This is a genomic window from Klebsiella sp. KPN54798 (assembly GCF_021184225.1).
Classification (GTDB): Bacteria; Pseudomonadota; Gammaproteobacteria; order Enterobacterales; family Enterobacteriaceae; genus Klebsiella; species Klebsiella pneumoniae.
Genome location: NZ_CP089234.1, coordinates 1,264,965 through 1,289,800 on the forward strand (window position 1 = coordinate 1,264,965; position 24,836 = coordinate 1,289,800).

General features: G+C 59.6%; 21 protein-coding genes. 18 read left to right on the plus strand and 3 right to left on the minus strand.

Annotation, left to right across the window (positions count from 1 at the left end):
- The first annotated feature begins 16 nt into the window (after positions 1 to 16).
- Positions 17 to 853 (plus strand): hypothetical protein, encoded by an 837-nt coding sequence (locus LPQ25_RS06225; protein WP_014907114.1) that lies wholly within the window; start codon positions 17 to 19, stop codon positions 851 to 853.
- 46 nt (positions 854 to 899) lie between these two features.
- Here the strand turns inward: LPQ25_RS06225 and suhB are convergent, their stop codons facing one another.
- Complete coding sequence (suhB, locus tag LPQ25_RS06230; protein WP_002913995.1) at positions 900 to 1,703, minus strand: inositol-1-monophosphatase; 804 nt, start codon at positions 1,701 to 1,703, stop codon at positions 900 to 902.
- 120 nt (positions 1,704 to 1,823) lie between these two features.
- Between suhB and trmJ the strand changes: the two genes are divergently transcribed.
- From trmJ to sseB, 11 genes are all read left to right on the plus strand, one after another.
- Positions 1,824 to 2,558 (plus strand): tRNA (cytosine(32)/uridine(32)-2'-O)-methyltransferase TrmJ, encoded by a 735-nt coding sequence (gene trmJ, locus LPQ25_RS06235; RefSeq protein ID WP_002913994.1) that lies wholly within the window; start codon positions 1,824 to 1,826, stop codon positions 2,556 to 2,558.
- Positions 2,559 to 2,792: 234 nt separating this feature from the next.
- A complete protein-coding gene (iscR, locus tag LPQ25_RS06240) occupies positions 2,793 to 3,284 on the plus strand; it encodes a Fe-S cluster assembly transcriptional regulator IscR (protein WP_002913993.1) in 492 nt (163 codons plus the stop codon).
- Positions 3,285 to 3,462: 178 nt separating this feature from the next.
- Positions 3,463 to 4,677 (plus strand): cysteine desulfurase, encoded by a 1,215-nt coding sequence (gene iscS / locus LPQ25_RS06245; RefSeq protein ID WP_002913992.1) that lies wholly within the window; start codon positions 3,463 to 3,465, stop codon positions 4,675 to 4,677.
- Between the two features lie 26 nt (positions 4,678 to 4,703).
- Positions 4,704 to 5,090, plus strand: coding sequence for a Fe-S cluster assembly scaffold IscU (gene iscU / locus LPQ25_RS06250; protein ID WP_002913991.1), 387 nt, complete (start codon positions 4,704 to 4,706; stop codon positions 5,088 to 5,090).
- A gap of 17 nt (positions 5,091 to 5,107) precedes the next feature.
- Positions 5,108 to 5,431 (plus strand): iron-sulfur cluster assembly protein IscA, encoded by a 324-nt coding sequence (gene iscA / locus LPQ25_RS06255; RefSeq protein ID WP_002913979.1) that lies wholly within the window; start codon positions 5,108 to 5,110, stop codon positions 5,429 to 5,431.
- Between the two features lie 74 nt (positions 5,432 to 5,505).
- Entirely contained in the window at positions 5,506 to 6,021 is a 516-nt protein-coding gene (hscB, locus tag LPQ25_RS06260) for a co-chaperone HscB (RefSeq protein WP_004174835.1), read from the plus strand.
- A gap of 15 nt (positions 6,022 to 6,036) precedes the next feature.
- Positions 6,037 to 7,887: a Fe-S protein assembly chaperone HscA gene (gene hscA / locus LPQ25_RS06265; protein ID WP_004149343.1), complete on the plus strand. Its 1,851-nt coding sequence runs from the start codon at positions 6,037 to 6,039 to the stop codon at positions 7,885 to 7,887.
- Position 7,888: 1 nt separating this feature from the next.
- Positions 7,889 to 8,224 (plus strand): ISC system 2Fe-2S type ferredoxin, encoded by a 336-nt coding sequence (gene fdx / locus LPQ25_RS06270; protein ID WP_015875087.1) that lies wholly within the window; start codon positions 7,889 to 7,891, stop codon positions 8,222 to 8,224.
- A gap of 1 nt (position 8,225) precedes the next feature.
- Positions 8,226 to 8,426 (plus strand): Fe-S cluster assembly protein IscX, encoded by a 201-nt coding sequence (gene iscX / locus LPQ25_RS06275; protein ID WP_002913954.1) that lies wholly within the window; start codon positions 8,226 to 8,228, stop codon positions 8,424 to 8,426.
- A 70-nt stretch (positions 8,427 to 8,496) separates the two neighbouring features.
- Positions 8,497 to 9,783 carry an aminopeptidase PepB gene (gene pepB / locus LPQ25_RS06280; RefSeq protein WP_004214205.1) on the plus strand — a complete coding sequence of 429 codons (1,287 nt, stop codon included), beginning with the start codon at positions 8,497 to 8,499 and terminating at the stop codon, positions 9,781 to 9,783.
- A 98-nt stretch (positions 9,784 to 9,881) separates the two neighbouring features.
- Entirely contained in the window at positions 9,882 to 10,658 is a 777-nt protein-coding gene (gene sseB / locus LPQ25_RS06285; RefSeq protein ID WP_002913952.1) for an enhanced serine sensitivity protein SseB, read from the plus strand.
- Positions 10,659 to 10,728: 70 nt separating this feature from the next.
- Here the strand turns inward: sseB and LPQ25_RS06290 are convergent, their stop codons facing one another.
- A complete protein-coding gene (locus LPQ25_RS06290; RefSeq protein WP_014907118.1) occupies positions 10,729 to 11,571 on the minus strand; it encodes a hypothetical protein in 843 nt (280 codons plus the stop codon).
- 226 nt (positions 11,572 to 11,797) lie between these two features.
- Complete coding sequence (gene sseA / locus LPQ25_RS06295; RefSeq protein ID WP_002913950.1) at positions 11,798 to 12,655, minus strand: 3-mercaptopyruvate sulfurtransferase; 858 nt, start codon at positions 12,653 to 12,655, stop codon at positions 11,798 to 11,800.
- 205 nt (positions 12,656 to 12,860) lie between these two features.
- Here sseA and LPQ25_RS06300 point away from each other — a divergent pair, with 205 nt between their 5' ends.
- The 6 genes from LPQ25_RS06300 (at position 12,861) to ispG (ending at position 24,794) form a co-directional block, all read left to right on the plus strand.
- Positions 12,861 to 17,810, plus strand: coding sequence for an alpha-2-macroglobulin family protein (locus LPQ25_RS06300; RefSeq protein ID WP_234599503.1), 4,950 nt, complete (start codon positions 12,861 to 12,863; stop codon positions 17,808 to 17,810).
- Entirely contained in the window at positions 17,811 to 20,135 is a 2,325-nt protein-coding gene (gene pbpC / locus LPQ25_RS06305) for a peptidoglycan glycosyltransferase PbpC (RefSeq protein ID WP_004890414.1), read from the plus strand.
- A gap of 160 nt (positions 20,136 to 20,295) precedes the next feature.
- Positions 20,296 to 20,727, plus strand: coding sequence for a nucleoside-diphosphate kinase (gene ndk / locus LPQ25_RS06310; RefSeq protein ID WP_004144312.1), 432 nt, complete (start codon positions 20,296 to 20,298; stop codon positions 20,725 to 20,727).
- Between the two features lie 480 nt (positions 20,728 to 21,207).
- Positions 21,208 to 22,374: a dual-specificity RNA methyltransferase RlmN gene (locus tag LPQ25_RS06315; protein ID WP_002913894.1), complete on the plus strand. Its 1,167-nt coding sequence runs from the start codon at positions 21,208 to 21,210 to the stop codon at positions 22,372 to 22,374.
- 276 nt (positions 22,375 to 22,650) lie between these two features.
- On the plus strand, positions 22,651 to 23,646 hold the full coding sequence (gene rodZ, locus LPQ25_RS06320) for a cytoskeleton protein RodZ (RefSeq protein ID WP_004174849.1): 996 nt from the start codon (positions 22,651 to 22,653) through the stop codon (positions 23,644 to 23,646).
- 26 nt (positions 23,647 to 23,672) lie between these two features.
- Positions 23,673 to 24,794: a flavodoxin-dependent (E)-4-hydroxy-3-methylbut-2-enyl-diphosphate synthase gene (gene ispG / locus LPQ25_RS06325; RefSeq protein ID WP_002913892.1), complete on the plus strand. Its 1,122-nt coding sequence runs from the start codon at positions 23,673 to 23,675 to the stop codon at positions 24,792 to 24,794.
- The last annotated feature ends 42 nt before the right edge of the window (positions 24,795 to 24,836 follow it).

Here is a 24,836-nt window from a genome sequence, read left to right on the forward strand (position 1 = left end):
ATGACAAGGAGTCGCTATGGCCGCAAATATCGTTTCTCCCGCGCAGAGCGGGCGGTTCTATTATGGCTGCGCCGGCGCCGCCGGGCTGCTGGCGGGCCTGGCGATCGTATTCTGGTTTCCAGCCCTGGCCAGCTGGTGGCCGTCAGATCTGGTGCGTGTCTACCACGCCATGCCGTATGTTATGCGATTCGGGGTGGCGAGTGTCGCGGATATTCCGCTGGTGGCCTACGCCACCCTAACGCTGTCGGGCTTCGTGCTGGCCTTTTGTCATCCCGGTCACAGTAAACTGCCCATTGTTGCCTGGGCTGTGCATAACCAGCCCTCGCCGCGGGAGATGGTCGACTGGATCCTGCGCAGCTGGGTGTTGCAGTTCGGTTTTCTGGTGATCATTTTCTGGCGTTTCGCGTTTATGGGTAAGCTAAGCAGCGACAGGCTAATGCAGATCGTGGGCATCTTTAACGACGTATGCTATCTGGCCACGCTGGTGCTGGCTGGAATACTGCTGCGCGACGGCTGGCGCGACTTTCAGGGCGTTGCCGCACCGGCAGGCAATATTCGCATTCCGCTGATCTTTGCCCTGAGTTTTTATCTGCCGTTTCAGCTGGTATGGATTTTACTCAGTGCGCAGCAGTATGAGCTGCCGCTGTGGGGATGGCTGCTGCTGGTTCCGGCGATGGTCGGCGTGCTGCTCGCCAGGCTGACGGTGGTAGGGATAGCGCTGTGTTTCCGGCGCTGGCTGGGGCCGCAGGGCTGTCTGCGCTGGCGCGGACCGCTGGCCTTGTTTAGCGGCCTGACGGTACTGTGCATCGGCGGCAATGCGGTGATTCGCCAGATCCTCAACATGATAAAATGACATAAAAAAAGGAAGCCGCGGCTTCCTTTTTGACATCAGTAAGAGATTAACGCTTCAGCGCGTCGCTCAGCTGCTCGCGCATGTTCGCCAGCATCGCTTTCACCACGCGCGGGTTACCGGCAACGATGTTGCCCGTCAGCATATAGTTATGACCGCCGGTGAAGTCGCAGACAATCGCGCCAGCTTCACGGGCGATCAGCTCGCCTGCGGCGAAATCCCATGGTTTCAGGGCGATCTCAAAGTAACCGTCAACGCGGCCGGCGGCCACATAGGCCAGATCCAGCGCGGCAGAGCCGGTGCGACGGAAGTCGGCACATTCGGTAAACATGTTGCCGAGAATATTCATGTAGGTGGTGGCGTGCTGCTTCGCTTTGAACGGGAAGCCGGTCGCGATAATGGTGCCGTCGAGGTCGCGAGCGTTGCTGCCGCGCAGACGGTAGCCGTTCAGCTGCGCGCCCTGGCCGCGGGTCGCGGTAAACAGTTCGTTACGCATCGGATCGTAGACCACCGCGACTTCAGTACGCCCTTTGATGCGTACGGCGATGGAAACAGAAAAGTGCGGCAGACGTTTAACGAAGTTGGTGGTGCCATCCAGTGGATCGATAACCCATTGAACATCCTGCTCTTCGCCAGCGTGTTCACCGCTTTCTTCGGTGATAATGGTGTGCTGCGGGTAAGATTTGCGAATGGTTTCGATAATAATCGCTTCGGCGGCTTTATCGACGTTGGTCACAAAATCATTGCTGCCTTTCTGGCTGGTTTCTACGGTGTCTGGCGTTTCGTAGTGTTTGGCAATTAAATTACCCGCCTTGCGCGCGGCGCGCACGGCGATGTTCAGCATCGGATGCATCGGTCTCTCTCACTGGATGTTAAAGAACGGGAAAAAACGGCGCATATAATAGCAGCCAAATCTGCTTATGTCTCCGTTTTATGGTAGCATGCACGAATAATCTTTAGCCGAAGAACCATAATGCTGCAAAATATTCGAATCGTACTGGTAGAAACCTCCCATACCGGCAACATGGGCTCCGTAGCCCGCGCGATGAAAACCATGGGCTTAACTAACCTGTGGCTGGTCAATCCGCTGGTCAAACCCGATTCGCAGGCGATAGCCCTGGCCGCGGGCGCCAGCGACGTGATCGGCAACGCGCAGATTGTCGATACCCTTGATGAAGCGCTGGCAGGCTGTAGCCTGGTGGTTGGCACCAGCGCGCGCTCTCGCACGCTGCCGTGGCCGATGCTCGACCCGCGCGAATGCGGTCTGAAAAGCGTCGCCGAAGGTCAGCATGCGCCGGTGGCGCTGGTCTTTGGCCGCGAGCGCGTTGGTCTGACCAACGATGAACTGCAGAAGTGCCACTATCACGTGGCGATCGCCGCGAACCCGGAGTACAGCTCGCTGAACCTGGCGATGGCGGTGCAGGTTATCGCCTATGAAGTGCGGATGGCCTGGCTGGCGGCGCAGGAGCAAGCGCAGCCGGCGGTTGAGCATGAAGAGGCGCCGTACCCGCTGGTGGACGATCTGGAGCGATTCTACGACCATCTTGAGCAGACGCTGCTGGCGACGGGCTTTATCCGCCCAAATCATCCGGGGCAGGTGATGAACAAGCTGCGTCGTCTGTTCACCCGCGCGCGTCCGGAAAGCCAGGAGTTGAACATCCTGCGCGGCATGCTGGCGTCTATTGAGCAGCAGAATAAAGGTAAGTAACCGCGTTAACGCCGGATGGCGCTTCGCTTATCCGGGCTACGAATCGGGCTCGCCTGGCGGGATGAAGGTATCAGGCTATGCGGAAGTAAAACGGCACGGAAAGCCAAATACCTGACTAAAACAGTCAAGTAAATAGTTGACCAAATTACTCGGGAATGTCAGACTTGGCCCTGCTATGCAATACCCATATTAATAAAAAGCCCGGCCAGGGGCGAGTTTGAGGTTAAGTAAGACATGAGACTGACATCTAAAGGGCGTTATGCCGTGACCGCGATGCTTGACGTTGCGCTCAACTCTGAAACGGGCCCGGTGCCGTTGGCAGATATTTCAGAGCGTCAGGGAATTTCGCTTTCCTATCTGGAACAGCTGTTCTCTCGCCTGCGTAAAAATGGCCTGGTTTCCAGCGTTCGTGGCCCAGGTGGTGGTTATCTGTTAGGTAAAGATGCCGGCAGTATCGCCGTCGGCGAAGTCATTAGCGCCGTGGACGAATCCGTTGACGCCACCCGTTGCCAGGGCAAGGGCGGCTGTCAGGGCGGCGATAAATGCCTGACTCACGCGCTGTGGCGCGACCTGAGCGAGCGCCTGACCGGCTTCCTGAACAATATCACCCTCGGGGAACTGGTGAATAACCAGGAGATCCTCGATGTTTCCGGTCGTCAGCATCAGCACGAAACCCAGCGCAATGCGCGCACCCAGGACGCGATTGACGTTAAACTGCGCGCCTGAGTGACCCGTCCCGTTTCGGGCTGCGGCTGACAGGGCAAGGCGGCGCGAAACGGCGGGACAACGATTATAAAGAGCTTTCAGAATCAGGCCGGGATGCTCCGACATTCCGTGTACTCGGTCGTACATCAAGCCGGTTGCCTGATTCCTTGCATTGAGTGATGTACGGAGTTTAAGAGCAATGAAATTACCGATTTACCTCGATTACTCCGCAACCACGCCGGTGGACCCGCGTGTTGCCGAGAAAATGATGCAGTTCCTGACCATGGACGGGACCTTTGGTAACCCGGCCTCCCGTTCCCACCGTTTTGGCTGGCAGGCTGAAGAGGCGGTTGATATCGCCCGCAATCAGATTGCCGAGCTGGTCGGCGCCGACCCGCGCGAAATCGTCTTTACCTCTGGTGCGACTGAATCCGACAACCTGGCGATCAAGGGTGCAGCCAACTTTTATCAGAAAAAAGGCAAGCACATCATCACCAGCAAAACCGAGCATAAAGCGGTTCTGGATACCTGCCGTCAGCTGGAGCGCGAAGGCTTCGAAGTGACCTACCTGGCGCCGCAGAGCAACGGGATTATCGATCTGAAAGAGCTGGAAGCAGCGATGCGTGACGACACCATCCTGGTTTCCATCATGCATGTGAATAACGAAATCGGCGTGGTGCAGGATATCGCTACCATCGGCGAGATGTGTCGCGCCCGCGGTATCATTTACCACGTAGACGCCACCCAGAGCGTGGGCAAGCTGCCTATCGATCTGAGCCAGCTGAAAGTTGACCTGATGTCCTTCTCCGGTCACAAAATCTACGGTCCGAAAGGCATCGGCGCGCTGTACGTGCGTCGTAAGCCGCGTATTCGTATCGAAGCGCAAATCCACGGCGGCGGCCACGAGCGCGGTATGCGTTCCGGTACTCTGCCTGTTCACCAGATCGTCGGCATGGGTGAAGCTTACCGTATCGCCAAAGAAGAGATGGAAAGCGAGATGGCGCGTCTGCGCACGCTGCGCAACCGTCTGTGGAACGGCGTGAAGGATATGGAAGAAGTGTACCTCAACGGCGACCTCGAGCAGGGCGCGCCGAACATTCTTAACGTCAGCTTCAACTATGTTGAAGGCGAGTCGCTGATTATGGCGCTGAAAGACCTGGCGGTTTCCTCCGGTTCAGCCTGTACTTCCGCGAGCCTTGAGCCATCCTACGTGCTGCGCGCGTTAGGCATGACTGATGAACTGGCGCACAGTTCTATTCGTTTCTCTTTAGGTCGTTTCACTACCGAAGAAGAGATTGACTATGCCATCGATCTGATTCGCAAATCCATTGGCCGTCTGCGCGAGCTTTCTCCGCTGTGGGAAATGTTCAAACAGGGCGTGGATCTGAACAGCATTGAATGGTCACATCACTAATTCGGCACCAATAAGGAGAATTCATCATGGCTTACAGCGAAAAAGTTATCGATCATTACGAGAATCCGCGCAACGTCGGCTCTTTTGACAACAGCGACGAGAACGTCGGCAGCGGCATGGTCGGCGCGCCGGCCTGCGGCGACGTGATGAAGCTGCAGATTAAAGTCAACAATGAAGGCATCATTGAAGACGCGCGCTTCAAGACCTACGGCTGCGGTTCCGCTATCGCTTCCAGCTCCCTGGTTACCGAGTGGGTGAAGGGCAAATCGCTGGACGAAGCGCAGGCGATCAAGAACACCGATATCGCCGATGAACTGGAACTGCCGCCGGTGAAAATCCACTGCTCGATCCTGGCGGAAGACGCGATTAAAGCCGCGATTGCGGATTACAAAAGCAAACGTGAAGCAAAATAATTAGTTGAGGTTTTGTTATGTCGATTACTCTTAGCGACAGTGCAGCAGCGCGAGTCAATGCCTTCCTGGCGAACCGCGGTAAAGGGTTTGGCCTGCGCCTGGGCGTAAGAACCTCCGGCTGCTCGGGTATGGCCTATGTACTGGAGTTTGTTGACGAGCCGGCGGCTGAAGACACCGTGTTTGAAGACAAAGGCGTGAAGGTCGTGATCGACGGCAAAAGTCTGCAATTCCTCGACGGCACTCAGCTGGACTTCGTCAAAGAAGGCCTCAACGAAGGGTTCAAATTCACTAACCCTAACGTCAAAGATGAGTGCGGCTGCGGCGAAAGCTTTAACGTATAATCGGTACTCCTCAACCCCACCGCGGTCACGCCGCGCGTGGGGTTTTAATTTAGATGCATGACCCTGAGGTTACTATGGACTATTTCACCCTCTTCGGGTTACCAGCCAGCTATACCCTCTCGCTTGAACAACTGGCTGTCCGGTATCAGGATCTGCAGCGCCAGTACCATCCGGATAAATTTGCCAGCGCGCCTGCGGCGGAACAGCTTGCGGCGGTTCAGCATTCCGCCACTATAAACCAGGCCTGGCAGACGCTGCGCCATCCGCTGACTCGCGCAGAATATCTCCTTTCGCTGCATGGCTTCGATCTGGCCAGCGAGCAGCATACCGTTCGCGATACCGCGTTCCTGATGGAACAGCTGGAATTGCGCGAAGAGCTGGATGAGATCGGCCAGGCGAAAGACGACGCGCGGCTGGAAGGTTTTATCAAACGGGTGAAAGCGCTGTTTGATACCCGTCAGCAGCTGATGGTTGACCAATTGCATAATGAGAGCTGGGAGGCGGCGGCGGACACGGTTCGTAAGCTCCGTTTCCTCGATAAACTGCGCAGCAGTGCTGAAGAACTCGAAGAAAAACTGCTCGATTTTTAATTTTCGGAAGCAATTATGGCCTTATTACAAATTAGTGAGCCCGGCCTGAGCGCCGCGCCGCACCAGCGTCGTCTGGCGGCCGGTATCGACCTGGGCACCACCAATTCTCTGGTGGCTACCGTGCGTAGCGGCCAGGCCGAGACTCTGCCCGATCATCAAGGCCGCTATCTGCTGCCGTCGGTGGTGAACTACCACGCTTCGGGGCTGACCGTCGGCTATGACGCCCGGCTTAACGCCGCTCAGGATCCTGCCAATACCATCAGCTCCGTGAAGCGGATGATGGGGCGCTCCCTCGCCGATATTCAAAACCGTTACCCGCATCTGCCGTATCAGCTGCAGGCCAGTGAAAACGGCCTGCCGATGATCCAGACCGCCGGCGGCCTGCTGAACCCGATTCGCGTCTCCGCCGATATCCTCAAAGCGCTGGCCGCCCGGGCGACCGAAGCGCTGGCCGGCGAACTCGACGGCGTGGTCATTACCGTTCCCGCTTACTTCGATGACGCTCAGCGCCAGGGAACCAAAGACGCGGCGCGTCTGGCGGGCCTGCACGTGCTGCGCCTGCTCAATGAGCCGACCGCGGCGGCTATTGCCTACGGCCTCGACTCCGGCCAGGAAGGGGTGATTGCGGTCTACGATCTCGGCGGCGGCACCTTTGATATCTCCATTCTGCGTTTAAGCCGCGGGGTGTTTGAAGTGCTGGCCACCGGCGGCGACTCGGCTCTCGGCGGCGATGATTTCGATCACCTGCTGGCTGACTACCTGCGCGAGCAGGCGGGCTTCAGCGACCGCAGCGATAACCGTCTGCAGCGTGAGCTGCTGGATGCCGCCATCGCGGCGAAAATCGCCTTGAGCGATGCCGAGGCAGCGCACGTCGAGGTCGGCGGCTGGCAGGGCGATATCACCCGCAGCCAGTTTAACGATCTGATTGCCCCGCTGGTAAAACGTACCCTGATGGCCTGCCGTCGGGCGCTAAAAGACGCTGGCGTTGAAGCGCAAGAAGTGCTGGAAGTGGTGATGGTCGGCGGTTCGACCCGCGTGCCGCTGGTGCGTGAGCGCGTTGGCGAGTTCTTCGGTCGCACTCCGCTGACCTCCATTGACCCGGACAAAGTTGTCGCCATCGGCGCGGCGATCCAGGCCGATATCCTGGTGGGCAACAAGCCGGACAGCGAACTGCTGCTGCTCGACGTTATCCCGCTGTCGTTAGGCCTGGAAACCATGGGCGGCCTGGTGGAGAAAGTGATCCCGCGTAATACCACCATTCCGGTGGCCCGCGCGCAGGAGTTTACCACCTTCAAAGATGGCCAGACGGCGATGTCCATTCACGTGATGCAGGGCGAGCGTGAGCTGGTCCAGGATTGCCGTTCGCTGGCGCGCTTTGCGCTGCGCGGTATCCCGGCGCTGCCGGCGGGCGGGGCGCATATTCGCGTTACCTTCCAGGTGGATGCCGATGGCTTGCTGAGCGTTACGGCGATGGAAAAATCGACCGGCGTGGAAGCCTCCATCCAGGTGAAACCGTCTTACGGTCTGACCGATGGCGAAATCGCCACCATGATTAAAGATTCGATGAGCTACGCCGAACAGGATATTCAGGCGCGCATGCTGGCTGAACAGAAAGTGGAAGCCGCGCGCGTACTGGAGAGCCTGACAAGCGCGCTGGCCGCCGACGCCGCGCTGTTAAGCGCCGCGGAGCGTCAGGCCATCGATGCCGCTGCGGAGCAGGTACGCGCCGCCGCGGCAGGCGACGACGCTGACGCGATTAAAGAAGCGATTAAAAATATCGACACACAAACCCAGGAATTCGCCGCTCGCCGTATGGATCAGTCGGTCCGTATCGCGCTGAAAGGCCAATCCGTGGACGAGGTTTAAAATGCCAAAAATTGTATTTCTGCCCCACCAGGACCTGTGTCCGGATGGCATCGTTGTGGAAGCTGTGACCGGTGAAACCATTCTCGATGCCGCGCTGCGTAGCGGTATCGAAATTGAACACGCCTGCGAAAAATCCTGTGCCTGCACCACCTGCCACTGCATCGTGCGTGAAGGTTTTGACTCGCTGGCGGAAAGTAGCGAAGATGAAGACGACATGCTGGATAAAGCCTGGGGGCTGGAACCTGACAGCCGTCTGAGCTGCCAGGCGCGCGTCACCGACGAAGATCTGGTCGTTGAGATCCCGCGTTACACCATCAACCACGCACGCGAGCACTAATATGGCACTGAAATGGACCGACAGCCGTGAAATCGGCGAAGCGCTGTACGACGCTTACCCGGATCTCGACCCGAAAACCGTTCGCTTTACCGACATGCATCAGTGGATTTGCGATTTGGAAGAGTTTGATGATGATCCAAACGCATCCAATGAAAAAATTCTCGAGGCGATTCTGCTAGTCTGGCTAGACGAGGCCGAATAATTTCGCGTTAAGCGAAAACATTTTAACGGGCTGCCATAGGGTGGCCCGTTTGCTAAGAAGGATAATGATAATGACCGAAGCTATGAAGATTACGCTTTCTACTCAGCCAGCCGATGGACGCTGGGGAGAAAAAGCGACCTGGAGCATCAATAACGACGGCATCGCTCTACATCTCAACGGTAAAGACGACCTCGGGCTTATCCAGCGCGCGGCGCGCAAAATTGACGGCATGGGCATCAAGCACGTCGCCCTGAGCGGCGAAGGCTGGAACACCGATCGCGCCTGGGCCTTTTGGGCCGGCTATAAAGGGCCGAAAGGTCAGCGTCAGGTCGAATGGCCATCCCTTGACGACGCGCAGCGCAGCGAGCTGGATAACCGCCTGACGATCATCGACTGGGTGCGCGATACCATCAATGCGCCGGCGGAAGAGCTGGGTCCGGAGCAGCTGGCGCAGCGCGCTGTCGACCTGCTGTGCGGCGTGGCGGGTGAGAAGATAAGCTATCGCATCACCAAAGGCGAAGATCTGCGCGAGCAGGGCTATCTTGGTCTGCATACCGTGGGCCGCGGCTCCGAGCGTCCGCCGGTCCTGCTGGCGCTGGACTATAACCCGACCGGCGATAAAGAGGCGCCGGTATACGCCTGCCTGGTGGGCAAAGGCATCACCTTTGATTCCGGCGGCTACAGCATCAAGCAAAGCGCCTTTATGGATTCGATGAAATCCGATATGGGCGGTGCGGCGACTATCACCGGCGCGCTGGCTTTCGCCATTACCCGCGGTCTGAACAAACGCGTGAAGCTCTACCTGTGCTGCGCCGACAACCTGATCAGCGGTAACGCCTTCAAACTGGGCGATATTATTCATTATCGCAACGGCAAAACCGTTGAAGTTATGAACACTGACGCGGAAGGCCGCCTGGTGCTGGCGGATGGCCTGATTGACGCCTCGGCGCAGAAGCCAGAGCTGCTCATCGACGCCGCCACCCTGACCGGCGCGGCGAAAACCGCGTTGGGCAATGATTACCACGCGCTGTTCAGCTTTGACGATGCGCTGGCGAATCGCCTGCTGGCGAGCGCTCAGGCGGAAAACGAAGCCTTCTGGCGTCTGCCGCTGGCCGAGTTCCACCGCAACCAGCTGCCGTCCAACTTTGCTGACCTGAACAATACCGGCAGCGCGGCCTATCCGGCCGGCGCCAGCACCGCGGCGGGCTTCCTGTCCCACTTCGTGGAAAACTACCATCAGGGTTGGCTGCATATCGACTGTTCGGCAACCTACCGCAAATCTGCCGTTGAGCAGTGGTCGGCGGGCGCCACCGGGCTTGGCGTGCGTACCATTGCTAACCTGCTGACAGCTGAGTAATGGCCTTGCCGGGTGGCGCTGCGCTTACCCGGCCAGGAAAACCATATGCCCGCGTGGACGAATGGCCGCCGGGCAATTCATTGTGAAGTAGCCAAACTATGTCAGATACAAAAAATGAATTAGAAACCCTGCTGGAAAAAGCGGCGACTGAGCCCGCCCATCGTCCGGCATTTTTCAGCGCGCTGCTGGAGGCCACCGTCTGGGTGCCGGGCAGGGCAGCCGATGGCGAGCAGATTGTCGAAGATAGCGCGCTGGATCTGCAGCATTGGGAAAAAGACGACGGTACCTCGGTGATCCCATTCTTTACCTCGCTGGAGGCGCTGCAGCAGGCGGTGGCGGATGAACAAGCTTTCGTGATGATGCCGGCCCGCACGCTGATGGCGATGACGCTGGGCGAATCGTTATTCCTCAACCCGAAGCTGCCGAGCGGCAAAGAGTTCACCCCACGGGAAATCAGCCATCTGTTAGGCGAAGAGGGCAGCCCACTGAGCACCCAGACGGTACTGGAAGGCGGCGAAGCGCTGCTGCTGTCTGAAGTCGCCGAACCGCCGGCGCAGATGGTCGATTCGCTGACCACGTTGTTCAAAACGCTGAAGACCGTCAAGCGGGCGTTTCTGTGCTCGATTAAAGAGCGCGCCGACGCGCCGGCCAACTTATTGATCGGGATTGAAGCGGAAGGGGATATTGAAGCCATTATCCAGACCACCGGCAGCGTGGCCACCGATACCTTGCCAGGCGACGAACCTATCGATATTTGCCAGGTGGTGGAAGGCGAGAAGGGCATCAGCCATTTTATGATTGCCCATATCACGCCGTTCTATGAAAAGCGCTGGGGCAGCTTCCTGCGCGATTTTAAGCAGAACCGCATCATCTGACAGCGGGGGCAGCAGCCCCCGCTGTTTCTTTATGCTTCCAGTTCGAGGCACAAAAGCGGGGTGGCAAAAGCTAATGCAGGGCGGCAAAGATTCGCGGATAGGCAGACACCATGTGATAGAGGAGAAATCCCGTCACGCACAGTGTGACAATGCCGTTGAAGAGCGCCATATCCCCGCGCCAGGCCCGGCACCTCTCTTCGCCCAGCAGAGAACGTAGCGCTGCCACCAGCCCGCCGACCAGCATAAACGCCAGTAACACCCCTGCCATTTGCGCGATAACAATGTACCAGCCCAGCGGCGTATTCACGCCCCGGGCGCTCATCAGCGCGATCTGCGCCGGCAAAATCGTCTGGAACCCGAGGGTAAGTATCATGAGAAGACGCAGGTCCGCCAGCTGAGCGTCGAACGTGCGGGCCAGGCGCCGGGCGTCACGCAGTAGCAGCCCCCCTGACGCCACCGCCGCGGCAACGCTGATGTGCTGGAGAATACAAATATATAACGCCAGGGTTCCGGATGGGACCCGGGACAAAAAGAACAGATTGCAAAAGACCATGACCAGCAGGCCAAATTTTGTGACCCAGGCACGGAATACCTCGCCGGGCCAGCGCCGGCTTGACGCTGGGTTATGCATCATCCACGCGGCAAGGGTCGACTTACCGTAACCGGGCGCGAGCAGCACCATCAGAAAACCCAGCAGCGCCTGGTGACCATAGGTGATCAGTGGGACCTCTTCCAGAGTGACCCCGAGAAAGCGGGTATACACGGAGACTGGCGCAGGCACCAGGCTTAGCCATGTCCGGTTCCATTGCGGCCAAAAATAAAGGATCGCGCCGCCTGCCAGCAGGCCAGCTATACCTCCCAGCCAGGGAAGGCGCGGTGAATAAGCCGAATGTGGGTTAGAGACTAATGCCATTTTCACTCCTTGTGGTGACATCAGATTGGGATGGACTGGATGCGCTATCAGCCCTGAGGAATTCTGTACCAGTGCTCTGCCTCCGCATCAGGCAAAGCGAACTCGACAGGTACAAGCCCTGCGGCAGCACAGAGTAACCGGTTTAGCGAGAAGCAGAAGAAAGTGGGAGAGAAAATCAGAAATTATTTAGTGACCGCGGAACGGGAGGCCCGCGGTCACGCCGTGTTTACGGAGCGGCAGGGGCCGGTTCAATCGGCAGATCGCTCCGCGCGCCCCATTCGCTCCAGGAGCCGTCATACAGGCAGACGCCGTTCACGCCAAGCGTGGTGAGCGCCAGCACGACCACCGCCGCCGTCACCCCCGAGCCGCAGCTGGCGATGATCGGCCGTTCAAAATCGACACCCTGACGTAAAAAGATGTCGTTCAGCTCGTCAACGGTTTTCAGTTCGCCGTTAATCACCAGATCCGTCCACGGTACGTTCAGCGCGCCGGGGATATGCCCGCGGCGCAGGCCCGGGCGCGGTTCGTCGGCCTGGCCGTTAAACCGGGCCGCCGGACGGGCATCGACAATCTGCGCCGATCCTTCATGGCTGACCAACAGGACGTCGGTCAGACGCTTAATTTGCTGAGGATCGAACCGCACGTCGAATTCCCCTTCGGCCACCTCCGGCATCCCTTGTTCCAGCGGCAGTTCGTCGCGCCGCCAGCCCTCCAGCCCGCCGGCCAGAATTGACACCTTCTCTACGCCAAAGGTGCGCAGCATCCACCACGCGCGCGGGGCGGAAAACAGATTACCTTCGTCATAGACCACCAGATGCTTATCGCTGCAGACGCCCAGTTCGCGCATGGCGACGGCAAACGCTTCGGCCCGCGGCATCATATGCGGCAGCGGACTGGTGTGGTCGGATAGCGCCTCGATATCGAAAAACAGCGCGTTCGGCACATGGCCGGCGCGGTATTCCGCGGCCATATCCCTCAGGGCCTCCTGCCCGGCGGGCGCCATGCGGGCGTCGATAATCTGAATTTCCGGGTCATCAATATGTTCTGCCAGCCAGTCGGCAGCGACAAAAAACGAGGTGGACATAGGTGCCTCCGTTTTATTATTCATGACTGAATTGTCGGCGTTTTAGCTGGCGCTGACAAGTTAAGGACGCCAGAGTGGGGACGGCGTCACGGCACTTTTCTGATTAATCGGCAGAAACCCGCTTCGTCACTGTTGAGAAGCGCCGCCATAACGCATAATAAATGTGACAAATTGCATCAGGCTCATCGGCCGAGGGGTTAGAAGGATGAAACCATTTCGTTTAGCGGCGCTATCACTGGCGCTCCTTACCGCATTTTCATTAACCGGGTGTGATGACAGCGGTACACCGCAGGCCTCGGCCCCGGCGCCAGCCGCGGATAGCAACCCAGGCGCGACGGCAAAACCGGACCGCGCCCAGCTGGCGGCGCTGGCGGAAAAAAGCCAGGGTAAAGCGCTGACGCTCCTCGACGCCTCGGAGGTGCAACTGGATGGCGCCGCGACCCTGGTGCTGACGTTTTCCGTCCCGCTGCAGCCGGACCAGGATTTCTCCCGCAGCGTGCATCTGGTCGACAAGAAAAGCGGTAAGGTGGACGGTGCCTGGGAGCTGGCGCCGAATCTGAAAGAGCTGCGTCTGCGTCACCTTGAGCCAAAGCGCGAGCTGATTGTCTCGGTCGACCCGACGTTGACCGCCCTGAACAAGGCGACGCTCGACAAACCGTTTGAGAAGACCCTGACCACCCGCGATATCGCACCGAGCGTTGGGTTTGCCAGCCGCGGCTCGCTGCTGCCGGGCAATGTGGTCGCCGGGCTGCCGGTGATGGCGCTTAACGTCGATAATGTCGACGTTAATTTCTTCCGCATTAAGCCGGAATCGCTCTCCGCCTTTGTCAGTCAGTGGGAATACCGTAACTCGTTAAGCAACTGGGAATCTGATGAACTGCTGAAGATGGCGGATCTGGTCTACAGCGGCCGCTTCGATCTCAACCCGGCGCGTAATACTCGCGAAAAGCTGCTGCTGCCGCTGAGCGACATCAAGCCGCTCCAGCAGCCTGGCGTCTACGTGGCGGTCATGAACCCGGCGGGCCGTTATAGCTACAGCAACGCGGCGACGCTGTTTACCCTCAGCGATATCGGCGTCTCGGCGCATCGCTACCATAACCGGCTGGACGTTTTTACCCAGAGTCTGGAAAACGGCGCCGCCCAGTCGGGTATTGAGGTGCAGTTGCTCAATGCCAAAGGGCAGACCCTGGCGGAAGCGAAAAGCGACAGCCAGGGCCACGTCACCCTGCAAACCGATAAAGAAGCCGCGCTGCTGCTGGCGCGCAAAGAGGGGCAGACCACGCTCCTCGACCTCAAGCTGCCGGCGCTGGATCTGGCGGAATTCTCTATCGCAGGCGCGCCCGGCTTTAGCAAACAGTTCTTTATGTTTGGCCCGCGCGATCTCTATCGTCCCGGCGAAACGGTGATCCTTAATGCGCTGTTGCGCGATAGCGACGGCAAGCCGCTGGCGGAGCAGCCGGTGAAACTGGAGGTGGTTCAGCCGGACGGCCAGGTGATCCGCTCGGTGATGAGTAAACCAGTGAATGGCCTGTACCAGTTTACTTATCCGCTCGACAGCGGCGCGGCTACCGGCATGTGGCACATTCGCGCCAGCGCCGGCGACAACCAGCCGCGCGAATGGGATTTCCACGTTGAAGACTTTATGCCGGAACGCATGGCCCTGAACCTGACGCCGCAGGCCGCGCCAGTCGCGCCGGATGCCGACGTCACCTTTGGCGTTAGCGGCGCTTATCTCTACGGCGCGCCGGCCAGCGGCAACCAGCTGCAGGGCAAGCTGTTCCTGCGCCCGCTGCGCGACGCCGTCGCTGCGCTGCCGGGCTTCCAGTTCGGCGATATTGCGGAAGAAAACCTCTCCCGTAGTCTGGATGAAGTCCAGCTGACGCTGGACGAAAAAGGCCATGGCGAAGTGACCACCTCAAGCCAGTGGCAGGATAGCCATTCGCCGCTGCAGGTGGTGCTGCAGGCCAGCCTGCTGGAATCCGGCGGTCGCCCGGTGACCCGTACGGTTAAGCAGCCGATCTGGCCCGCCGAGGCGCTGCCGGGGATCCGCCCGCAATTTACGCTGAAGGACGTTTACGATTACCGCACCGATACCACCGTGAAACAGCCGGTGGTGGATGAAAACAGTAACGCCGCGTTTGATATCGTCTATGCCGACGTCAAAGGCGAGAAAAAAGCGATCTCCGGTCTCCAGGTGCGGCTGATCCGCGAGAGGCGCGACTACTACTGGAACTGGTCCGACAGCGAAGGCTGGCAGTCGCAGTTCGATCAAAAAGATCTGCAGGAGGGCGAGGAGTCGCTGGACCTGCAGGCCGGCCAGATCGGCAAAGTGAGCTTCCCGGTGGAGTGGGGATCCTATCGCCTGGAGGTGAAAGGACCGGACGACGTGGTCAGCAGCGTGCGCTTCTGGGCGGGCTACAGCTGGCAGGATAACAGCGAAGGCGCCGGCGCGGCGCGTCCTGACCGGGTCACCATGAAGCTGGATAAACCGAGCTATAAACCGGGCGACACCATCAGGCTGCACATCGCCGCCCCGGCGGCGGGTAAAGGCTACGCAATGGTGGAATCCAGCGAAGGGCCGCTGTGGTGGCAGGAAATTGACGTCCCGGCGGAGGGGATGGACCTGTCGATCCCGGTGGATAAAACCTGGAATCGCCACGACCTCTACCTCAGCACGCTGGTGGTTCGTCCCGGCGATAAATCGCGCTCGGCAACGCCGAAACGCGCGGTGGGCCTGCTGCATCTGCCGCTGGGCGATGAAAACCGTCGCCTGACGCTGGCGCTGGAGGCCCCGGACAAAATGCGCCCCAACCAGCCGCTGACGGTGAAAGTGAAAGCCAGCGTCAAAGAGGGCGAGGCGCCGAAACAGGTCAATGTCCTGCTCTCGGCGGTGGATAGCGGGGTACTGAATATCACCGATTACGCTACCCCGGATCCGTGGAACGCCTTCTTTGGCCAGAAGCGTTACGGCGCAGATATCTATGACATCTACGGCCAGGTGATCGAAGGGCAGGGACGTGTGGCCAGCCTGCGCTTCGGCGGCGATGGCGACGAGTTAAAACGCGGCGGCAAACCGCCGGTTAACCACGTGACGATCGTCGCCCAGCAGGCGCAGCCGGTGGTATTGAACGATCAGGGCGAAGGCACGGTGACGTTACCCATTGGCGATTTTAACGGCGAGCTGCGGGTGATGGCCCAGGCGTGGACGGCGGATGACTTCGGCAGCAGCGAAGATAAAGTGGTGGTGGCCGCCCCGGTCATCGCCGAGCTGAACACTCCGCGCTTCCTCGCCAGCGGCGATAGTACGCGTCTGGCGCTGGATCTCAGCAATCTGACCGATAAACCGCAAACCCTGCAGGTTCACCTTACCGCCAGCGGGCTGGTAACGTTGAGCGAGGGTCAACTGCCGCCGGTACAGCTGGCGCCGGGGGCGCGCAGCACGCTGTTTATACCAGTGAGCGCGCTGGCGGGCTTCGGCGATGGTCAGGTTAATGCCACCATCAGCGGCCTGAGCCTGCCGGGCGAAACCTTCGCCCCGCTGCAAAAACAGTGGAAAATCGGCGTGCGTCCGGCGTACCCGGCACAGACCGTCAACAGCGGCGCAGTGCTGCAGCCAGGTGAAAGCTGGCAGCCGCCGGCGGCGCAGAGCCAGGGCTTTGCCCCGCAAACGCTGCAGGGCCAACTGCTGCTCAGCGGTAAACCACCGTTGAATCTCGCCCGCTATATCCGCGAGCTGAAAGCCTATCCTTACGGCTGCCTTGAGCAGACCGCCAGCGGCCTGTTCCCGTCCCTGTATACCAGCGCGGCGCAGCTAAAGGCGCTGGGCATTAGCGGGGACAGCGACGAAAAACGCCGCGCGGCCATCGATGTCGGTATTTCACGCCTGCTGCAGATGCAGCTGGAAAACGGCGGCTTTGCGCTATGGGATAGAGAGGGGCCGGAAGAGTACTGGCTGACCGCCTACGCCATGGACTTCCTCGTGCGCGCCAGCGAGCAGGGCTATAGCGTACCGGTCAACGCCATTAATAAAGGCAACGAGCGCCTGCTGCGCTATCTGCAGGAGCCGGGCCTGATGACCGTGCGCTACAGCGACGACGCCCAGGCTAGCCGCTTTGCCGCCCAGGCATACGCCGCGCTGGTGCTGGCGCGTCAGCAAAAAGCGCCGCTCGGCGCCTTGCGTGAAATCTGGAGCCGTCACGACCAGGCGCGATCCGGCTTGCCGCTGCTGCAGCTCGGCATTGCGCTGAAAACTATGGGCGATGCGCCGCGCGGCGACGCCGCCCTGAAGCTGGCGGTTGCCACCCCGCGCCAGGATGAGAATCGTTGGCTGGGCGATTACGGTAGCCCGCTGCGCGATAACGCCCTGAAGCTGGCGCTGCTGGAAGAGAATAAGCTGCTGCCGGAGGTGCAAACTCAGCTGTTGAGCACGCTGTCGGAAGAGGCCTATGGCCAGCGCTGGCTGTCGACCCAGGAAACCAACGCCTTGTTCCTTGCCGGACGTACGCTGGCGGACCTGCCGGGCAGCTGGCAGGCGCAAACCTCGCTGCAGGCGGAGCCGCTGGCCGGCGACAAAGCGCAAACCCGCAACCTCGACGGCGATCGGCTGGCGGCGCTGCAGGTGAGTAATACCGGCAGTCAGCCGCTGTGGCTGCGTCTCGACAGCAGCGGCTATCCGCAAAGCGCGCCGCAGCCGGGCGGTAACGTCCTGGGGATTGAACGCACTATTTTCGATACCCAGGGGCAGCAGAAATCGCTGTCTTCACTGCGCAGCGGCGAACTGGTGCTCGTCAAGCTGGAGGTGACCGCCAAACGCAACGTGCCTGACGCGCTGGTGGTTGATCTGTTGCCAGCCGGTCTGGAGCTGGAAAACCAGAATCTGGCCAACAGCAGCGCCAGCCTGCAGGAGAATGGCGACGCGGTGCAAAACCTGCTTAACCAGATGCAGCAGGCGGATATTCAGCATATCGAGTTCCGCGATGACCGTTTCGTCGCCGCCGTCGCTGTCAATGAAGGCCAGCCGGTGACGCTGGTCTATCTGGCGCGGGCGGTGACGCCGGGCACTTATCAGGTCCCGCAGCCGCAGGTGGAATCGATGTATGCGCCGCAGTGGCGGGCGACAGGAGCGGCCAGCGGTCCGCTCACCGTGACGCCGTAAATGCGCGTATTGCCTCGGGTAAAACGCCGCTGGCGCTGGCTGGCGGCGTTTATTTTTCTGCTGTGGCTGGCGGTGCTGGCGGCCGATCGCCTGTGGCCGCTGCCGCTGCATGACGTCACGCCTGCCCGTGTGGTGGTGGCGGAAGACGGGACGCCGCTGTGGCGGTTTGCCGACGCGCAGGGCGTCTGGCGTTATCCGGTCACGCTCGCCGACGTGTCGCCGCGCTATCTGCAGGCGCTCATCCAGTATGAAGACCGCTGGTTCTGGCGCCATCCGGGGGTCAATCCCTTCGCGGTGCTGCGCGCCGCCTGGCAGGATCTTACTTCCGGGCGAGTTATCTCGGGCGGCAGCACGCTTACCATGCAGGTGGCACGCCTGCTTGATCCCCATCCACGCACCTTCGGCGGCAAGCTGCGCCAGCTGTGGCGAGCGCTGCAGCTGGAGTGGCATCTGTCAAAAAGCGACATTCTAACCCTCTATTTGAACCGCGCGCCGTTTGGCGGCACCCTGCAGGGGATCGGCGCGGCCAGCTGGGCCTATCTCGGTAAGCCGCCTGCCAGGCTTAGCTACGGCGAGGCGGCGCTGCTGGCGGTACTTCCCCAGGCGCCCAGTCGTTTACGTCCGGACCGCTGGCCGCAGCGGGCCCAGGCGGCGCGTGATAAAGTGCTTACGCGAATGGTCAGCCAGGGCGTCTGGCCGGAGCAGGCGGTAAAGGAAGCGATGGAGGAGCCAGTATGGCTGTTTCCGCGCCAGATGCCGCAGCTGGCGCCGCTTTTTTCACGCCGCGCGCTGGCGACCAGTCGTGATGAAAAGGTGGTGACGACTCTGGATGCCGGACTGCAGCGGCAACTGGAAGATCTGGCGCTGAACTGGAAATCGCGCCTGCCGCCGCGCAGTTCGCTGGCGATGGTCGTCGTCGACCACACGGATATGAAAGTTCGCGGCTGGGTGGGCTCGGCGGATATCACCGACGACAGCCGCTTCGGCCATATTGATATGGTCTCGGCGGTACGCTCGCCGGGGTCGGTGCTGAAACCCTTTATCTACGCGATGGCGATGGATGAGGGGCTGATTCACCCGGCATCGCTATTACAGGATGTGCCACGGCGTTTTAGCGATTATCGCCCCGGTAATTTCGACAGCGGGTTTCATGGCCCGGTGAGCGCCAGCGAGGCGCTGGTTCGGTCGCTGAATCTGCCGGCGGTGCAGGTGCTCGAAGCCTATGGACCAAAACGCTTTGCGGCTAATTTACGCAACGCCGGGCTGCCCCTGACGCTGCCCGCTGGCGCAGAGCCGAATCTGTCGCTAATCCTCGGCGGCGCCGGGGCGCGGCTGGAAGATATTGTCGCGGCGTACAGCGCCTTCGCCCGCCATGGCAAGGCGGCGCGGCTGCGCCTGAAGCCGAGCGATCCATTGACCGAGCGCGCGCTGATGTCGCCCGGGGCGGCATGGATCGTCCGGCGTATTTTGGCCGGCGAAGCGCAACCGGTTCCCGATGCCTCGCTGCCGCAGGCGGTGCCGCTGGCGTGGAAAACCGGCACCAGCTACGGCTATCGCGACGCGTGGGCGGTCGGCCTCAATGCGCGATATCTGATAGGCATCTGGACCGGGCGCCCGGACGGTACGCCGGTGGTGGGCCAGTTTGGCTTCGCCAGCGCCGTGCCGCTGCTCAACCAGGTCAATAATCTGCTGCTGGCCCGCCCGGCGATGAGCCGCGGCGGGCTGCCGAGCGATCCGCGCCCGGCAACGGTCAGCCAGGGGACAATCTGCTGGCCTGGCGGGCAGGATCTGCCGGCGGGCGACAGCAACTGTCGTCGTCGCCTGGCCAGCTGGCTTTTGGATGCCAGCCAGCCGCCGACTCTGCTGCTGCCGGGGCAGGAGAGCGTACGCGGGATCCGCTTCCCGGTGTGGCGCAATGAACACGGCGAACGGGTGGCGGCGGATTGTCCCGGCGCTCGGGAAAGCCAGGTCGAAGTCTGGCCGCTGCCGCTGGATCCCTGGCTGCCGGCCAGCGAAAGGCGGCGCGCGCGCCTGGGACCGGCATCGGAGTCATGCCCGCCGTTACAGACTCAGGATACCGCGCCGCTGGTGCTGTCCGGCATCCGTGATGGGGCGGTGATAAAACGTCTCCCGGGTGAGGCGCGGGTGATGTTGCCGCTACAAACCAGCGGTGGGGAGGGGCGGCGCTGGTGGTTTATTAATGGCGAACCGTTAGAGGCCGCCGGCGCAAGAACCACGCTAATGCTGGATAAACCCGGCGAGTGGCAGTTGGTAGTGATGGATGAAGCGGGTCAGACGGCGGCCGCCAGCTTCACCCTGCAATAACCAGGGTGAATTTGTTGTTGGCGGTTTGTGTTTTCAATACTCATCTTATTTTAACAAAATGTTACCTTCATCCGTAGGCAGGGGCGGGGATGCTCATTATAATGCGCGCCAGGCCATACAATCGTATGTGCAACAACAGAACATTTAATTAGAGGTAATCATGGCTATTGAACGTACTTTTTCCATCATCAAACCAAACGCGGTGGCAAAAAACGTTATTGGCAGCATCTTTTCCCGCTTTGAAGCTGCAGGGTTCAAAATCGTCGGCACCAAAATGCTGCACCTGACCGTTGAACAGGCTCGTGGTTTCTATGCTGAGCACGAAGGTCGCCCGTTCTTCGACGGTCTGGTTGAGTTCATGACCTCCGGCCCGATCGTGGTTTCCGTTCTGGAAGGCGAAAATGCGGTACAGCGTCACCGTGACCTGCTGGGCGCCACCAATCCGGCAAACGCCCTGGCGGGTACCCTGCGCGCTGACTACGCTGACAGCTTCACCGAGAACGGCACCCACGGTTCTGACTCTGTAGAATCCGCTGCCCGCGAAATCGCGTTCTTCTTTGCTGAAGGCGAGGTTTGCCCGCGCACTCGCTAATCTCCTGCGTCTTTCACGCCACAGCATTGTTGGCTTCCTTCGCGCACCCCGGTCACATAGTTATCTATGCTCCCGGGATTTGCGAACTCGCCGTCTCGCTGTGACCTGAAATACTTTGGAGATACAAACCTCGTCTTTTCGACCGTCGCGGGTCGGCTGCGCGCGTTCACCCCGGTCACATAGTTATCTATGCTCCCGGGATTAATGAGAGGCTCCTGCCTCTCACCGGAGGCCAGCCTACGGCTGGTCAAATTCGTTCCCGACGAATTTGTCACTTGCTTGCCGCCTTGCGACAATCGAAAAGCCTTAGAGGATTGAGCAGTCAGTTACAGATTTTTTTTCATTGCTTTGTGCAAACGTGGCAATGATGCGCCAGAATTTGTAGAATATAGCGCCCCTGGACGAGCAGTCGCTCTCCGGGGCGTTTCTTTTTCAACCCACCTGGGGCCATAACGTGTAATAACGAGGCCGGAAAATATTATGTCTGAACAAATTGTCACGCCTGATACCGCCGCTCTGACGGTGCCGAACAAAGATGCCAAAATCAACCTGCTGGATTTAAACCGTCAGCAGATGCGCGAGTTTTTCAAAAACATGGGCGAGAAGCCTTTCCGCGCCGATCAGGTGATGAAATGGATGTATCACTACTGCTGCGACGACTTTGATGAGATGACCGACATCAACAAAGTCCTGCGCAGTAAACTGAAAGAAGTGGCGGAGATCCGCGCCCCGGAAGTGGTTGAAGAGCAACGCTCAACCGACGGGACCATTAAATGGGCGATTGCCGTTGGCGATCAGCGCGTCGAGACCGTCTATATCCCGGAAGAAGACCGCGCCACCCTGTGCGTCTCCTCCCAGGTAGGCTGCGCGCTGGAGTGCAAATTCTGCTCCACCGCCCAGCAGGGCTTTAACCGCAACCTGCGGGTATCCGAAATTATCGGCCAGGTCTGGCGCGCGGCGAAGATCGTCGGCGCGGTGAAGACCACCGGCGTGCGTCCCATTACCAACGTAGTAATGATGGGCATGGGCGAGCCGCTGCTGAACCTCAACAACGTCGTTCCGGCGATGGAAATCATGCTCGACGATTTCGGCTTTGGCCTTTCCAAGCGTCGTGTAACCTTGTCTACCTCCGGCGTGGTGCCGGCGCTGGATAAACTCGGCGATATGATCGACGTTGCGCTGGCGATCTCCTTGCACGCGCCGAACGACACCATTCGTGACGAAATCGTCCCGATCAACAAAAAGTACAACATCGAGACGTTCCTCAACTCGGTGCGCGGCTATATTTCGAAGTCCAACGCCAACCAGGGCCGGGTGACCATCGAGTACGTGATGCTGGATCACGTCAACGACGGCACCGAGCACGCCCATGAGCTGGCGGCGCTGCTGAAAGATACGCCGTGCAAGATCAACCTGATCCCATGGAACCCGTTCCCGGGCGCGCCGTATGGCCGCAGCTCCAACAGCCGCATCGACCGTTTCTCCAAAGTCCTGATGGAGTACGGCTTTACGACCATCGTGCGTAAAACGCGCGGCGACGATATCGATGCCGCCTGCGGCCAGCTGGCGGGCGACGTCATTGACCGTACCAAGCGTACGCTGCGTAAGCGGATGCAGGGCGAAGCGATTGACGTAAAAGCGGTCTGACAAATGATGACCCGTGCAGCGCAGGCGGCACGGGTCATATTTATGGCCGATAGCCAGGCGAAATACGCTGATTCGGTTAATAATTACGGTGCGTTTTTGTCGACTTTGAGGCAGTATGTAGCGGCACAACAACCGCTTAGCATTCAATTTTGATTCGTCTCTGTGATCGCGCGGCTGACAGTCCTATACTGTGAGGCTGACGTAGCACAGATGTCTCGCGGCGCCGGCTTTTTCCCGCGCTGAACTTTAAATTTCACGTACCAGTAGTTGTAGCGAATGAATACTGAAGCCACTCAAGATCATCAAGAAGCAAACACCACGGGCGCGCGTCTGCGTCACGCCCGCGAACAACTCGGACTTAGCCAGCAAGCGGTGGCCGAACGCTTATGCCTGAAGGTGTCCACGGTTCGTGATATTGAAGACGATAAGGCCCCCGCCGACCTCGCCTCCACCTTCCTGCGCGGGTACATCCGCTCCTACGCTCGCCTCGTACATATTCCAGAAGACGAGCTGCTGCCGATGATGGCCAAGCAGGCGCCCATCCGCGCGGCGAAAGTCGCGCCAATGCAGAGTTTCTCTTTAGGCAAGCGCCGCAAAAAGCGCGACGGCTGGCTGATGAGCTTCACCTGGCTGGTGCTGTTTGTGGTTATCGGTCTGAGCGGCGCCTGGTGGTGGCAAGACCATAAGGCGCAGCAGGAAGAGATTTCGACCATGGCCGATCAGTCTTCCGCTGAGCTGAACGGCGGCGACGCCAACAGCCAGAACGTGCCGCTGGATACCAGCGCCCCTGCAGCCCCGACCGCCGATAGCGCCGCGAACAGCGCGCCAACCGATACCGCCAGCGCACCGACCACCAGCGCGCCGGCCCAGACGCCAGCGGATAATAACGCTGTCGTGGCGCCTTCCCAGGCCAATGTCGATACCGCGGGGACGACGCCGGCAGCTCCGGCTACCACTCCAGCCTCGCCGTTGCCGACCGATCAGGCGAACGTCACGACTCCGGCGGCGTCGGCGCAGGATCTGGTGATGAACTTTTCCGCCGACTGCTGGCTGGAAGTGAGCGATGCCACCGGTAAAAAACTGTTCAGCGGCCTGCAGCGTAAAGGCGGTAACCTGAACCTGAGCGGTCAGGCGCCGTATAAGCTGAAAATTGGCGCCCCGGCCGCGGTACAGATCCAGTATCTGGGCAAGCCTGTCGATTTAAGTCGTTTTATCAGAACTAACCAGGTTGCGCGTCTGACCCTCAATGCCGAAGCATCACCGGCGCAGTAACAGACGGGTAACGCGGGAGATTTTTCATGCATAACCAGGCTCCGATTCAACGTAGAAAATCTAAACGTATTTACGTTGGTAATGTGCCAATTGGCGATGGGGCTCCCATCGCCGTTCAGTCAATGACCAATACGCGCACCACCGATGTGGCGGCGACCGTAAATCAAATCAAAGCGTTAGAGCGCGTAGGCGCGGACATTGTCCGTGTCTCTGTTCCGACGATGGACGCTGCTGAGGCGTTCAAACTTATCAAACAGCAGGTTAACGTCCCGCTGGTCGCCGATATCCACTTTGACTACCGTATTGCGCTGAAAGTGGCGGAATATGGCGTCGACTGCCTGCGTATCAACCCGGGCAACATCGGCAACGAAGAGCGCATCCGCATGGTTGTAGATTGCGCTCGCGATAAAAACATCCCGATCCGCATCGGCGTCAACGCCGGCTCGCTGGAAAAAGATCTGCAGGAAAAATATGGCGAGCCGACGCCGCAGGCGCTGCTCGAATCCGCCATGCGTCATGTCGATCATCTCGATCGTCTGAACTTCGATCAGTTTAAAGTCAGCGTTAAAGCCTCCGATGTCTTCCTGGCGGTGGAATCCTATCGTCTGCTGGCGAAACAGATCGATCAGCCGCTGCATCTTGGGATCACCGAAGCGGGCGGCGCGCGCAGCGGCGCGGTAAAATCGGCGATCGGTCTGGGACTACTGCTGTCCGAGGGGATCGGCGATACGCTGCGCGTCTCGCTGGCGGCGGATCCGGTGGAAGAGATCAAGGTCGGCTTTGATATCCTCAAATCTCTGCGTATTCGTTCCCGCGGCATTAACTTTATCGCCTGCCCGACCTGTTCACGCCAGGAGTTTGACGTTATCGGTACGGTGAATGCTCTGGAGCAGCGTCTGGAAGATATCATCACCCCGATGGATGTTTCGATCATCGGTTGCGTGGTGAACGGCCCGGGCGAAGCGCTGGTCTCCACCCTTGGCGTCACCGGCGGCAACAAGAAAAGCGGCCTGTATGAAGACGGCGTGCGTAAAGATCGCCTGGACAACAACGACATGATCGACCAGCTGGAAGCGCGGATCCGCGCCAAAGCCTCGATGCTCGATGAAGCCCGTCGGATTGACGTTCAACAGGTTGAAGCAAAATAACGTGTTGGGAAGCGATACGCTTCCCGTGTATGATTGAACCTG

Bases quoted from the DNA above. Each gene is read 5' to 3' on its own strand.
- iscX (WP_002913954.1), top strand. From the start codon at position 8,226: ATGGCACTGAAATGGACCGACAGCCGTGAAATCGGCGAAGCGCTGTAC.
- iscU (WP_002913991.1), top strand. From the start codon at position 4,704: ATGGCTTACAGCGAAAAAGTTATCGATCATTACGAGAATCCGCGCAAC.
- LPQ25_RS06290 (WP_014907118.1), bottom strand. From the start codon at position 11,571: ATGGCATTAGTCTCTAACCCACATTCGGCTTATTCACCGCGCCTTCCC.
- iscS (WP_002913992.1), top strand. From the start codon at position 3,463: ATGAAATTACCGATTTACCTCGATTACTCCGCAACCACGCCGGTGGAC.
- ndk (WP_004144312.1), top strand. From the start codon at position 20,296: ATGGCTATTGAACGTACTTTTTCCATCATCAAACCAAACGCGGTGGCA.
- LPQ25_RS06315 (WP_002913894.1), top strand. From the start codon at position 21,208: ATGTCTGAACAAATTGTCACGCCTGATACCGCCGCTCTGACGGTGCCG.
- ispG (WP_002913892.1), top strand. From the start codon at position 23,673: ATGCATAACCAGGCTCCGATTCAACGTAGAAAATCTAAACGTATTTAC.
- rodZ (WP_004174849.1), top strand. From the start codon at position 22,651: ATGAATACTGAAGCCACTCAAGATCATCAAGAAGCAAACACCACGGGC.
- hscA (WP_004149343.1), top strand. From the start codon at position 6,037: ATGGCCTTATTACAAATTAGTGAGCCCGGCCTGAGCGCCGCGCCGCAC.
- hscB (WP_004174835.1), top strand. From the start codon at position 5,506: ATGGACTATTTCACCCTCTTCGGGTTACCAGCCAGCTATACCCTCTCG.
- fdx (WP_015875087.1), top strand. From the start codon at position 7,889: ATGCCAAAAATTGTATTTCTGCCCCACCAGGACCTGTGTCCGGATGGC.
- iscR (WP_002913993.1), top strand. From the start codon at position 2,793: ATGAGACTGACATCTAAAGGGCGTTATGCCGTGACCGCGATGCTTGAC.
- sseA (WP_002913950.1), bottom strand. From the start codon at position 12,655: ATGTCCACCTCGTTTTTTGTCGCTGCCGACTGGCTGGCAGAACATATT.
- pbpC (WP_004890414.1), top strand. From the start codon at position 17,811: ATGCGCGTATTGCCTCGGGTAAAACGCCGCTGGCGCTGGCTGGCGGCG.
- sseB (WP_002913952.1), top strand. From the start codon at position 9,882: ATGTCAGATACAAAAAATGAATTAGAAACCCTGCTGGAAAAAGCGGCG.
- LPQ25_RS06225 (WP_014907114.1), top strand. From the start codon at position 17: ATGGCCGCAAATATCGTTTCTCCCGCGCAGAGCGGGCGGTTCTATTAT.
- trmJ (WP_002913994.1), top strand. From the start codon at position 1,824: ATGCTGCAAAATATTCGAATCGTACTGGTAGAAACCTCCCATACCGGC.
- suhB (WP_002913995.1), bottom strand. From the start codon at position 1,703: ATGCATCCGATGCTGAACATCGCCGTGCGCGCCGCGCGCAAGGCGGGT.
- LPQ25_RS06300 (WP_234599503.1), top strand. From the start codon at position 12,861: ATGAAACCATTTCGTTTAGCGGCGCTATCACTGGCGCTCCTTACCGCA.
- iscA (WP_002913979.1), top strand. From the start codon at position 5,108: ATGTCGATTACTCTTAGCGACAGTGCAGCAGCGCGAGTCAATGCCTTC.
- pepB (WP_004214205.1), top strand. From the start codon at position 8,497: ATGACCGAAGCTATGAAGATTACGCTTTCTACTCAGCCAGCCGATGGA.